Origin of the sequence: Pandoraea communis, from assembly GCF_902459745.1 — a bacterium.
Lineage (GTDB): Bacteria > Pseudomonadota > Gammaproteobacteria > Burkholderiales > Burkholderiaceae > Pandoraea > Pandoraea communis.
This window is the reverse complement of record NZ_CABPSJ010000010.1, coordinates 25,606-38,326: the sequence shown is the minus strand read 5'-3', so window position 1 is coordinate 38,326 and position 12,721 is coordinate 25,606. Positions and strand designations below refer to the sequence as shown.

General features: G+C 64.2%; 8 protein-coding genes. 1 reads left to right on the top strand and 7 read right to left on the bottom strand.

The window, feature by feature from the left end:
• Positions 1–31: 31 nt before the first annotated feature.
• A complete protein-coding gene (locus tag PCO31110_RS25245) occupies positions 32–679 on the bottom strand; it encodes an MlaC/ttg2D family ABC transporter substrate-binding protein (protein ID WP_150691734.1) in 648 nt (215 codons plus the stop codon).
• Positions 680–915: 236 nt separating this feature from the next.
• On the opposite strand from PCO31110_RS25245, the gene hpnN reads away from it, so the two are divergent.
• A complete protein-coding gene (gene hpnN / locus PCO31110_RS25240; RefSeq protein WP_150691733.1) occupies positions 916–3,549 on the top strand; it encodes a hopanoid transporter HpnN in 2,634 nt (877 codons plus the stop codon).
• A 6-nt stretch (positions 3,550–3,555) separates the two neighbouring features.
• Here hpnN and PCO31110_RS25235 read toward each other — a convergent pair whose 3' ends face one another.
• From PCO31110_RS25235 to PCO31110_RS25210, 6 genes are all read right to left on the bottom strand, one after another.
• Positions 3,556–5,673 (bottom strand): TonB-dependent copper receptor, encoded by a 2,118-nt coding sequence (locus PCO31110_RS25235; RefSeq protein WP_010805311.1) that lies wholly within the window; start codon positions 5,671–5,673, stop codon positions 3,556–3,558.
• Between the two features lie 330 nt (positions 5,674–6,003).
• On the bottom strand, positions 6,004–7,920 hold the full coding sequence (gene dxs / locus PCO31110_RS25230) for a 1-deoxy-D-xylulose-5-phosphate synthase (protein WP_150691732.1): 1,917 nt from the start codon (positions 7,918–7,920) through the stop codon (positions 6,004–6,006).
• A 22-nt stretch (positions 7,921–7,942) separates the two neighbouring features.
• Complete coding sequence (locus tag PCO31110_RS25225) at positions 7,943–9,016, bottom strand: 2-aminoethylphosphonate aminotransferase (RefSeq protein WP_010805309.1); 1,074 nt, start codon at positions 9,014–9,016, stop codon at positions 7,943–7,945.
• A gap of 41 nt (positions 9,017–9,057) precedes the next feature.
• Positions 9,058–10,245, bottom strand: a complete 1,188-nt coding sequence (gene aepY / locus PCO31110_RS25220) for a phosphonopyruvate decarboxylase (RefSeq protein WP_150691731.1) — start codon at positions 10,243–10,245, stop codon at positions 9,058–9,060.
• A complete protein-coding gene (gene aepX / locus PCO31110_RS25215; RefSeq protein WP_150691730.1) occupies positions 10,238–11,947 on the bottom strand; it encodes a phosphoenolpyruvate mutase in 1,710 nt (569 codons plus the stop codon). Before aepX ends, aepY begins: the two co-directional genes overlap by 8 nt.
• Entirely contained in the window at positions 11,944–12,708 is a 765-nt protein-coding gene (locus PCO31110_RS25210; protein ID WP_010805306.1) for a phosphocholine cytidylyltransferase family protein, read from the bottom strand. The genes aepX and PCO31110_RS25210 overlap by 4 nt, the downstream gene beginning before the upstream one ends.
• Positions 12,709–12,721: the final 13 nt, after the last annotated feature.

Genomic DNA, 12,721 nt, shown 5'->3' with positions numbered 1-12,721 from the left:
TGTTCACGATGCCCGTCGTTAAGTTGTTGTTTTATTTGGCGAAACGATCGTTCTTCTCGCGCAGATAGGTGACCAGTCCGTCAATGCCGCCTTGAGCGATACGTGCCTTGAACTGCGGCTGATACAACTGGATGAGCCATGCGTCGGCCACGTTCTCGCCCATCATGTTGATGTCATAAATCTTCCAGCCTTTGTCGGTCTTGGCCAGACGATAGGCGACCGAAAGATTGTCGCCAGTCCCGCTGACCGTGGCGCCCACCACCACATCGGTGCTGTTCGCGGTGAGTTTGGCCGGGGCAAACTTGAATGAGATCTGCGTGCCGCGTACTTGCGAGAGTTGCAGCGCAAAGGTGTTCACGAGCAACTGCTGAAACTGCTCGAAGACCTGTTGCTGCTGGGCCGGTGTGGCGGCATCGAATGCTTTTGCGCCCACGGCATAGCGCGTGGTGCGGTGGAAATCGGTGTAGGGCAGAAAGTCGCGGGCGACAACACGTGCGGTTGCGGCGACATCGCCGTCGCGGGCGGCCGGGTCGGCCTTGGCATTCTTGACGACCGTCTCGACTGCCGTCTTCACCAGATCGTTCGGATTCGCGCTGCTTGCCTGTGCCCAGGCACCTGAGACGCCACAGATGCTGCTCAATGCGACGGCGGCGGTTGCCGTCACCAGAAATTTGTTCATACCAGTTCGTCTTCGTCGGTTTTAGTCGGTTAAAACGAGTAGGCCCGTAGTGTAGTTCACGCGGCCTTGTATACTGCTGCGATTTCGTAAATTCACCGTTTCCTCGTTTTCCATGAACTGATCGACGGAATTTGTCCACGATTGGTTCCCCGGCGCATCGGATACATAACGTTTGACCTTATGGATCCAGGCGGCCGAAGGCGAGGGCGGCCTCCACTTTCTTCCGGAACCGCTACATGCTGACTTCGCTCGTCGTGCGCATCGTCCGTTTTTCGGCGAAGCACGCGTACCCAGTCATCTTCGCTTCGCTGCTTCTCGTTATCGCGAGTTCTGTCTACGTCGCCAAGCACTTCGCGATCAACACCGATATCTCGAGCCTGATCGATTCGAACACGCCCGCCGCCGAGCGCGGGCGTGAAATCGACCGCGCTTTCCCGCAGAAGGCCGACATCACGCTGGCCGTGGTGCAGGCCCCGGCCGTGGAGTTCGCCGACCGGGCTGCCGCCGAACTGGCCGAGAAGCTGTCGACCGAGACGGACGTGTTCCGCTCGGTGAGCCGCCCGGGATCGGGCGAGTTCTTTGCGCGCAACGCGCTGCTCTTCGCGTCGCTCGACGACGTGAAAACACTCACCGGCAAGCTCGAAGACGCGAAGCCGCTGCTCAACCGTCTTGCACAAGATCCCAGCCTCACGGGCCTGTCGAATCTCCTGTCGGTCACGTTGCAGACGCCGCTGCTCACCGGGCAGGTGAAGCTGCCGGACATGGCGCGCCTGCTCGGCCGCGCGGCCGATACGACCGAGGCGGTGCTGGCGGGCCGTCCGGCGGGCATGTCGTGGCGGGCCCTCGTCGTGCCGGATACCGTGGCGCGCAGCTACGTGCAGGTGCAGCCCGTGCTGGACTATGCGGCGCTCGAAGCCGGCGCCAACGCCGCATCGCGCATTCGCGAGGCGGCTGCCGACCTGAAGCTCGCCGAGCGCTATGGCGCGACGGTTCGTTTGACGGGCCCGCGTCCACTGTCCGATGAGGAATTCGCATCCGTGCGCGAGGACGCCGGGTCGAACGCCGTCATCACGCTGCTGGCCGTGCTCGTGGTGCTGTGGCTGGCGGTACGCTCGGGCAAGATGATTCTCGCGGTGTTCATCACGTTGCTGGCGGGGCTGGTCGTCACGTTTGCGCTCGGCCTGATGATGGTTGGCGCACTGAACATGATTTCGGTGGCGTTTGCCGTGCTGTTCGTCGGCATCGGCGTGGACTTCGGGATTCAGTTCGGCGTGCGCTACCGCGACGAGCGTCATCGTCTGGACAGCGACGGCAAGTCGTCGGCCGACGACGTGCTTCGTGGCGCGCTCACGGGGGCAGGCAAGGCGATTGCGATGCCGCTGTCGCTCGCCGCGGCGGCCACGGCGGCGAGCTTCTTCTCGTTCCTGCCGACAGACTATCGCGGCGTGTCCGAGCTGGGGCTGATCGCCGGCGTGGGCATTTTGTGTGTGGCATTCCCGTCGGCCATTACGTTGCTGCCCGCGCTCATCAGCGTGTTCAAACCGAAGGGCGAAGCGAGCCCGCCGGGCTTTCGCAGCCTCGGTCCGGTCGACGATTTCACCGACAAGTACCGCAAGCCGTTGCTGTATGGCACGCTCGCCCTTGTCATCGCGGGCTTGCCACTGCTGGCGCATCTGCATTTCGACTTCAACCCGTTGCATTTGAAAGATCCGAAAACGGAGTCGATGGCGACGCTGCTGGATCTGGCCAATTCGCCGGAAGCCGGCGTGAACGACGTGCAACTGCTCGCCCCGAATCTTGACGCGGCCAATGCCGAGGCCGCGAAGCTGCGCGCTGTGCCCGAGGTCGGCCGCGTGGTCACGCTCACGACGTTTATCCCGGCGGAGCAGCCGGCCAAGCTCGCGCAGATCGGTACGGCTGCCGCGTCGCTGCTGCCGGTGCTCTCGCAAACGCCGTTGGCCCCGGTGGCCGATGCGGCGCGGGTGTCGTCGCTCAAGACGGCGGCCGGCCAGTTGGAAGACGCCGCGCTCGATCACCCCGGCGAAGGGGCCAAGGAAGCGCAGCGTCTGGCAACGGCCTTGCGCAAGCTTGCGGCGGCCGATGCTGCCACCCGCGACCGGGCGGATCGTGCGATCGCCGAGCCGTTGAAGCTTGCCCTCGGCCAATTGCGCGACGCGTTGCAACCGCGTGAGGTCACGCGCGAATCGCTGCCCAAGGACATCGTTTCGCAATGGGTCGCGGCCGAGGGACGCGCGCTCGTGAACATCTCTCCGCACGTGGCGAAGGGCGCCGATCCGAGCGATGACGCCATGCTGCGCAAGTTCAGTGCGGCCGTGCTGGCGAGCGCACCCGATGCCGTTGGCGGCCCGATCTCGATCCTGCGCTCGGCCGACACGATTATCCGCGCCTTCATCGAGGCAGGCCTCTGGGCATTGCTTTCGATCACTGTGTTGCTGTGGCTAGCGCTGCGCAACTTCGGCGACGTGCTGCGTACGCTGGTGCCGCTGTTGGTCTCGGCCGCCGTCACGCTCGAAATCACTGTGCTGATCGGTTTGCCGCTGAACTTCGCGAACATCATCGCGCTGCCGTTGCTGCTTGGCGTTGGCGTGGCGTTCAAGATCTACTACGTGATCGCGTGGCGAGAGGGGAAGACCCACTTGCTGGCCTCGAGTCTGACGCAGGCGATTGTGCTCTCTGCCGCAACGACGGGCATCGCCTTCGGCAGTCTGTGGCTGTCGCACCATCCGGGCACGTCGAGCATGGGCAAGCTGCTGGCGCTCTCACTCGTGTGCACGCTGATCGGCGCGGTGTTCTTCCAGCCGGTGCTCATGGGCAAGCCGCGCGAGAAGGAAGCGCCTTCGAAGCCATAGCGCTCATCAAATCTTCGCCCCCACACGTACCCAAGCCGAACGCCCCGGCTCCATGACCGGCACGTTCGCCGCATACCCGAACCCAGCATTGCCGGCGAGGTTCAGGTGCTCCGAATACGCCTTGTCAAATACGTTGTCCATGCCAATCGAGATGTGCACGGCCTTGCTCACCTTATATTGCGTATGCAGCGACACCACGCCGAAGCCGGGGCTCGGGCCGAAGTCCTTGCCGGCAACGTTGCCTTGGTTCAACGCACAACGGCGCTGTGGTGCGACGATGCGCCATCGTCCACCAGCCGTCCACGATCCGTGCGTGTATTCCAGCCCCAGGCGCGCTTCCAACGGAGGTATCTGCGGCAACGGTCCGCCGTTTTGGCGATTGCGTCCCCACGCATATGCGAGCGAACCATCGAAGCGCCACGCCGCAAAAGGGCGCCACGCCGTGCCGAGTTCGCCGCCCATGATCTGCGCATTGACGTTAGTCGCCTGCTTCGCCGGGCCCGTCGCGTAGTTGAAGAGGATGAAGTCCTGCACCTGACCCGCATAGGCGGATACCCATGCGTCGAGTTTCTCGGTTCTGTACTGTGCGCCGACATCGAGTTGCGTTGTCTTCTCGGGGCGGATTGCCGAGAATGCATTCACCGAACCGCTTGGCCCTCGGGCGGCCGAGAACAATTCCCAATAGTCTGGAAAACGCTCTGTATGGCCGATGCCCGCGTACCAAGTGACGGGCACCGATGCGAGATCGTGCTCGTAGCGAATGAATCCGCTCGGTAGCACTCGCGAGCGCGTTACGTCGAACGTCGGGTTGGGCTGGACCGGCCCGCTAGCTGTTGCGCGCTCGTCGCGCGCCGACGCACGATCCGCCCGTGCTCCGGCAATCACGCGTGATTCGTGACTGGCCAGCCACGTTAGCTCACCGAAGGCCCCTGCGTTCCAAAGGTTCGCGCGCGGATTCCATGGTTGTCCACCACGCTCTTGCATTCCTCGTGCCGTGCGCAAATCGAGACGGCTTGATTGCACATCGATCCCCGTCACGAGTTGGATCGCGTCGTCCAGGCGCCAGGTTGCGGCGGTGCGCGCGCCCACCATACGCCGGCGTACCTCAGAGGCAACGCGTATGCGCATACCTGCCGTCGAAGCGGGAGTTCGTAACGTGTAGTTGTCCATGACATGATCGGCTACGTTGTAATAGACCTGTGCCTCGATCCGGTCGAGCGGGCCACCGATGCGCTTCCTGTCGAACTTCAGACCGAAGGTTTCACGCCGGAAACGCGAGCCGTCCATGGCGCGCCCGGCATAGCGGGCATACCCGTCGCCTGTGCCCGTGGTGATCTCGAGTCGAGTGTCGTTGTCAGGCGTCCAGCCGAATGTCGCGTTCGCGTTCCATTTGCTCCATTGCGACGGTACCACGCGCCCGTTGCCATCCTTATAGTCTTGCGAATGCGCGTGATTTGCGGTCACCCGGCCATAGAAGTCCGGCGTGCCCGCTGCGATGTCCAGGTTCTGATCGTTGCGCCCGAATGAACCGCCGACCATACTGCCTTCGAAACGCATGCCGGGCGCCTTGAAGCGCGGTGTCGTTCGCTCGAATAGCACTGTGCCGGCCGATGCCCCTGGTCCGTATTGCACGCTCTGCGGGCCCTTGATGACGGTTACCTTGTCGTAGCTTTCTGGTGCGATGTAGGACGTCGGCGAGTCCATCCGACCCCCACACGCACCGAGTGTCGACATGCCGTTCGCCAGCAACTGGAGCCGCGATCCGGACATGCCGCGCAGTACGAGGTCGCCATTGGTGCCGCCGCTGCGGATCGACGCGAAGCCAGGGATCGTCTTCAGATAATCGGCACCGTCGCTCGCGGGCAGAGGTTGGCGTGGTCTTTTCGGATCGGTGACGACCTCCAGCGGTATTGTGTCAGGAGCGGCAACCACTTCGATCGCTGGGAGCATGAACACGTGTTCCGCGTGCGCGAATTCGCCGGCCTGCTCGGCCCCCACCGGTTGCGCGAATGCGTATGAGAAATGGAAGGCGCCAGCAGCAAGTGCGGGAAGGGTCACGCTGTGCACGTGCCAGCGGTGCTTCGCGCGGAGGGGGCGCGCACGATGAACGAACTGGGAGGACATGAATCGGTACGGGAAAGACGTCGGTGCGGCTGATCGCCGACACGAACGGAAGGGAAAATCCTGCACATGGCGAAGGGCTCGCAAAATCGCGTAGCCGGATTCTGAGGCGTTGAGATGGGATTGTGTCGAGCGGCGGCGTTACGCAGTTTTGCAGAAGCGGCGCTAATTGGCGGCAAAGGTGCCGAAATCCCGGATATCGGCATTGCCGAACCCGGTTCTCGGGGAGCGTGAACTTTGGGAGTTTGCCCTGTGCATTTTGATCTGACTCTCTAAATCAGATCAAAAGATGCCGTTTTGCTACGGATATGGAAGTGTGGTGAAACGCTTCGCTTAGGGGGCCGACGGCACCGCCTCGACCTTGCCGCCGAGACGCTCGGTCAGTGCCCGGCGAATCGACGCCGCAATGCCCTGCGCGTCGAGCCCGACCGACGCGAGCTGCTGCGCGGGCGTGCCCTGATCGATGTAAGTGTCGGGCAATCCCAGTTGCAGCACCGGAATCAGCACGCCATTGGCGTTGAGGACTTCGACACACGCCGTGCCGGCACCCCCCATCACAACACCTTCCTCGATCGTGACGATGAGGTCGTGCGTGCGGGCCATGTCGAGCAGCGTGGCGTCGTCGAGCGGTTTGACGAAGCGCATGTTGACCACGCTCGCGTCGAATTCGGCGGCCACCTGTTCACTCGGCGTCACCATCGAGCCGAACGCCAGAATAGCCACGCGACGACCCACCGGGGCAGCGCTCCGGCGACGCACCTGGGCACGGCCCACGGGCAGTGTCGTCAAGCCGGCCTCGGTCTTCACGCCGGGGCCGGTGCCGCGCGGGTAACGCACGGCGCAGGGGCCGTCGATACCGAGCGCCGTCTGCAACATCTGTCGGCATTCGTTTTCGTCGGCCGGGGCCATGACCACCATGTTGGGGATGCAGCGCAGGTAGGCGATGTCGTAAGCCCCAGCGTGCGTTGCGCCGTCGGCGCCGACGAGACCGCCTCGATCGATCGCGAAGACGACCGGCAGGTTTTGCAGGGCCACGTCGTGAATCACCTGATCGTAGGCCCGTTGCAGGAACGTCGAGTAGATCGCCACCACGGGCCTGAGCCCCTCGGTCGCCAACCCGCCTGCGAACGTCACGGCATGCTGCTCGGCGATACCGACGTCGTAATAGCGCTCAGGAAAGCGCTTCTCGAATTCCACAAGCCCGGAGCCTTCGCGCATGGCGGGCGTGATGCCGATGACACGCTTGTCTGCCGCCGCCGCGTCGCACAGCCATTCGCCGAAGATCTGCGTATAGGTCTTGGCCGAGACCGTGCCCGGCGCGGCCGGACGAATCCCTTCGCTCGGATTGAACTTGCCCGGGCCGTGATACAGCACCGGATCGGCTTCGGCGAGTTTGTAGCCGCGGCCCTTGCGCGTCACGACATGCAGGAACTGAGGCCCCTTGAGCGCCTTGATGTTCTCGAGCGCGGGGATGAGTGCGTCCAGATCGTGGCCGTCGATAGGGCCGAGGTAGTTGAAGCCGAACTCCTCGAACATCGTGCCCGTGGGCGAGACGATGGCCTTGGCGTGTTCTTCGAGCTTGTGCGCCAGTTCGCGCATGGGGGCGGGGGCATTGCGCAACAGATTGCGCACGCTCTCCTTGCCGGCCGAGTAGAACTGACCGGACATGAGTCGTGTGAGGTACTGATTGAGCGCGCCGACCGGCGGCGAGATCGACATGTCGTTGTCGTTGAGCACAACGAGGAACGGCAGGTCTTCGTAGACGCCGGCATTGTTCAGGGCCTCGAAGGCCTCGCCGGCGGTCATCGCCCCATCGCCGATCACGGCAATCGCGTGCCGTTTCTCGCCCTTGACCTTGCTGGCCAGCGCCATGCCGAGCGCTGCCGAAATCGACGTGCTCGAATGCGCCGTGCCGAACGTGTCGTAGGGCGATTCGTCGCGCTTCGGAAAGCCCGACAGGCCTTGCCATTGCCGAAGGGTCGGCATGGCGTCGCGGCGGCCCGTGAGAATCTTGTGCGGATAGGTTTGATGACCCACGTCCCACACAATGCGGTCGTTGGGTGTGTCGAAAACGTAGTGCAGTGCGATCGTCAGTTCGACGGTGCCCAGATTCGACGAGAGGTGGCCACCGGTGCGCGACACACTGTCGAGCACACAGGCACGCAATTCATCGGCCACGCGACGCAAGTCGGCGCGCGAGAGCGCGCGCAACTCGGATGGGGATTGGATGCTGGCTAGCAGATCTTTCATGGCTGAACGTCCGTCCCTGCGCTCACTTCACCAGTCTGGCGACGGAAGCCAGCAGGCGGTCGATGTCGGCGGCCGTGAGGTTGCCCATCGTCGAGATACGGAACAACGACTTGGACAAACCGCCTTGCCCTGCGTAGATCACAAAACCGTCGGCCTTGAGCCAGTCGTGCAGGCGCACATAGTCGACACCCGCGGGCAACTTGTAGGCGCGCAGCACCACCGACGACTCACCCGGCGGCAAGACGCTGTCGATGCCCAGCGCGGCCAGACCGGCGCGCGCTTGCTCGGCGAGCGCGCCGTAATGGGCGTGGCGCTGTTGCCAGCCACCGGCGTCGTCGAGTTCGCGCAGTGCTTCGACCAGCGCGTAGTAGGCGTGCACAGACGGCGTGAACGGCGTATTACGCTCGGCCTGAAGCTTGGCGAGGCGCGCGATGTCAAGGTAATACGTGCGGCTGGCGGCCTTGGCGAGAGCGTCCTTGCGCACCATCACGAAGGACACGCCCGGCACGCCGTGCAAGCACTTGTTCGCGGTCGCAGCAACGGCCACGATGCCCGAATCGTCGAAATCGATGGCTTCGGCGGCGAAGCTGCTCACGCCGTCGACCAGCAGATCGATGCCGCGCTCGCGACAGGCGGCGGCGATGCCGGTCAGATCGTTCAGGCGGCCTGTCGTCGTCTCGTGGTGGATGATCGCCACGTTCGTGTACGGACGGTCTCCCGCCGTGTCGAGCCGGTCGACGATCTGCGCGAGATCGGGTGCCTGCATCCATTCGAAGTGAATGACGTCGTGATCGATACGGTACTGCTTCGCAATCTGCGAGATGCGCTCGCCATACACGCCGTTCTCGACGATCAGCAGGCGCCCGCCTTCCGGCACGAGACCTGCGGTCATGCTCTCGACGGCTGCGGTGCCCGAGCCGGTCATCAACACGGGGGCCCACACAGCCGGATCGAGGCCGTAGACCGCCGTCAGACGTGCGCGGGCCTCTTCCTGCAGATCGAAGAATTCGGGCTCGCGGTGGCACAGATCGGGTTGCAGCAGGCTCTTGCGGACGCGCTCGGTCAGGGTGACGGGGCCCGGATTCAGTAACAGCATGGCGAAGCTTCCTCGGCAGATTTCGTGAATGGGGGAGACGCTCAGGCCGAAGCCGGTGCGCGTCGTGCAATATGGTCCATCAGGCGTGCCTTTACCGCTTCCGGCGTGATCTTCGGGCGTGGCAGCCCGTCAGGCGTGCCCGGACGCGTCGTCAGGCAAGCGAAACGCGGTCCCTCGCTCAGGCTGGCGGTGTGGCTGTCGAACAATGACTCGACGACGTCGAGCGTATCGCCTTCGAGCGCGAGCGCATAACCGCTTGCGGCGGCTACGCCCGCGAACGACACCGTCGGCGAGACCGTGGCCTGCGCGCCGGTGGAGTCGTGCGATGCGTTGTCGAGCAGCAGATGGATGAGATTCGACGGGCCGTACGCACCCAGCGTGGCAAAGGCGCCCATGCGCATGAGCGCGGCGCCGTCACCGTCGAGGGCGACCACGCGCAGGTCGGGGCGCGCCAAGGCGAGGCCCAGCGCCAGCGTCGTCACGCAGCCCATCGAGCCAACCATGTACAACTGGTTGGCGCGGTCGTCGAGCGCATACAGTTCGCGGCCGCAGAAGCCAGTCGACGCCAGCACGACGGTGTTTTCGAGCGGCGTGTGGGCGATCACACGGGCCAGCGCGTCGCGACGCGTGGGCATCTCGGACGGGGCGACACCCTTCATGAGCGACACCGGCGCGGGCTGGGCCGGACGCGCCGGGCGCTCGGCCGGTTGCAGCGGGTAGGGCGCTACGCTGCCCTTTTGCATCACGAGTGCATAGGGTCGTCCGGTCTCGTCCATGTGACGGACCGCGCGCTCCAGCGCCGGCGCAATCGCTTCGGGCTCGGTGGGGAACAGCTCCCAGGGCACTTCCATCAGATCGAGCATGGCCGGCGTGATCGGGCCCATGAGTGCGTGTTGCGGCTCATCGGTAATGCCCGGCTGGCCACGCCACGTCACAATCAGCAACTGCGGCAGGCGGAAGGTCCATGTGAGCGAAGTCAGCGGACTCACGGCGTTGCCGAGGCCCGAGTTCTGCATCATCGTGACCGAGCGTGCGCCACTGCCCTCACCGAGGGTGGCACCGGCCGCGATGGCGACGGCGTCGCCCTCGTTGGCCGCCGACAGATAGTGCAGCGTCGGGTCTTGCAGCACGTAGTTGATGAACGGCGTGAGGAACGAACACGGCACGCCGGTGTACCAGGTGAAGCCGTGCTTGCGCGCGGCTTCGACGAACTGTCCGGCCTCAATCACCTTGGGCCTCCGGGGCGGCGCTGCTAAACGGCGTCTGACCATGGGCGAAGTCTGCCGCGCGGCGGAATTCCTCCATGTCGTTCACACCACGCCAGTGGCCGTGCACGTATTGCACCTCTATCTTGGCGCCGTCCGCCGCGAGGGCGTTGATCAGTTCGGGCATGCCGAGCTGATCGAAGTCCGGGCGTGCCTGCAATGCCGTGAAGACGCGTTGCAGTTGCGCACGGCCTTCGTCGCCGCGCACACCGAGCAAGCCGATCCAGCGGCCATTGGGCGCGCGCCCGGCGTCTGCGGCGTTGCCGCTGATCTTCTCCAGCAGCACTTGCTGACCGAACAGCCCACGGTCGTCGCCGGCCGAGCAGTACGCGAAGTCACGCACGCTGGCGTTGGCAGCATTGGCCGTGGTCGCGGCCGTCGAGTCGACGACAACGGTGAAGTCGGCGTTGCTTTCCACCAGATCGCGCACGATGTAGCTGCGGAACAGCAGGTCGCCGTAGGAGATCACCGTGTCGTGCGTGAAGGCATTGGCCACGCGGGCGAGTGAGGCGAGTTCGCCGGTTTCGGCGTACCGTTCGTTGACGGCGAGCGTGATGCCGGCGGTCTCGATGGCGTCGGCGCGATAGCCGCCCACGACCGTGATGTCGTTCACATTCTGCTTCTTGAAACCGTCGACCAGCCAGCGCAGCAAGGGCTTGCCGGCAACGGGCAGCATCACCTTCGGACGGTCGGTCGTCACGCTCTCGAGGTTCTTTCCACGGCTGGCGGCGAGCACGATGGCCGAGCGCGGTGCGTTCGCGGCGGACAGGTAACGGTCTTCCGCTTGGGTGTATTCGTCGGCGTCTTGCAGGCGGAAGATCTCATCGACGGTCGCAATCCGGTCTTCGACGTTGACGAGGGTCTCGCTGCGGTGGATTTCGGCGGCCACGGCCTGCATGGCCGACGTGGCGGAGCGAATCAGGTGGTTCGCCCAGATCACGACGCTGATACCGGCTTCGCGGAACACGTCGGTGGGCGTGCTGTAGTACTTGGTCGGCACGATCACCAGCGGGCAGCGGTTATCCCACTCGCGGGCGAATTGCACGATTTCGTCGGCACGCTTGAGTTTGCTGTGAATCAGGATGGCGTCGGCACCGGCCTGGCGATAGGCCTCCGCCCGGCGCAGGGCTTCTTCCATGCCCCAGCCCGCGATCAGCGCTTCGACGCGCGCCACGATCGAGAAGTCGTCGTCGGCCTGCGAGTCCTTGCCTGCCTTGATCTTGCCGCAGAACTCGTCGATGTCCGCGAGCGGCTGGCGCTCGCCGCCGATGAAGCTGTTGGTCTTCGGGAAGATCTTGTCTTCGATACACACGCCGGCCACGCCACGTTGCTCGAGCTTGCGCACGAGGCGTCGCATGTTGTTGAAGTTGCCGTAGCCGGTATCGCCGTCGAGCAGGATCGGAAGATCGCTGGCGTCGGCCATGAATTCGAGGTTCTCGACAACCTGCGTCCAACTGGCTTCGTTGTTGTCGCGCACACCGAATTGCGCCGAGATGGCGAGGCCCGATGCCCAGATGCCCTTGAAGCCCGCTTCACGCACGATACGTGCGGACAGGCCGTTGTGGGCTTCCATCAGGAATTCGAGTTGATTGCTGCGCAGCATGGCGCGCAGTTGCGACGCGCGCGTGGCGGTCGGCGGCGGGGTGAATGCGTCGGGAGCGTTCATTCTGACACCATCGTGAGCGGTTCGAGTTGCGGCAGCACCTGTTCGGTGGCGCGCTTTACATCTTCAGGGTAGTCGATTTCGATCCACGGGAAGCCCGTGACATCGGCCGTTTCGAATTGCGCGCCGCGCTCGAGCAGCAGATCGCGCACGGCTTCTTCGTGCGGCATCTTGGCGCGGCCCGATTCAACGTAATCGCGGGTGATTTCCGCAAGACGTGTCGCCGTCGCTTCGTTGAAGCGGAAGAAGCCGACCGATTCGCCCACGGTGTCGTATTCGAGACCTGCCATCACCTGCTTGCGCAGTTCGACGGGTACGCCGTTGCGCAGGCATAGCTTGACCGGCTCATCACCGACTTCGAAATCGCGGTCGATGAGCAGACGGTTCGCCGTCTCACCCGCCACCAGGGCGTTGAAAATGCGTTGGTCGTAGAGCACATCCGCGTCCATGACGAGGACGTCGCCGCCCGCGGTCATCGCGTCGGCGGCCGTGTGCAGGGTCAGCACGCTGCCCAGATGGAACGCCGGGTTCAGACGGATCTGCGGACGCGGTGTCCAGTTCAGGCGATCGAGGGCTTCGCTCACTTGCTCGTGATGGAAGCCGAGCGCCAGCACGACATCGGTGATTCCCGCCGCCGCAAGCATGCGCAGATGGCGCTCGAGTAGCGACATGCCGTCGAACGGCAGCAGGCACTTGGGCGACTGCTTATCTTCGGGCTGTAGCAAACGCAGGCCCATGCCTGCTGCGAGAATGATGGCCCGCATGATGAATATCCTT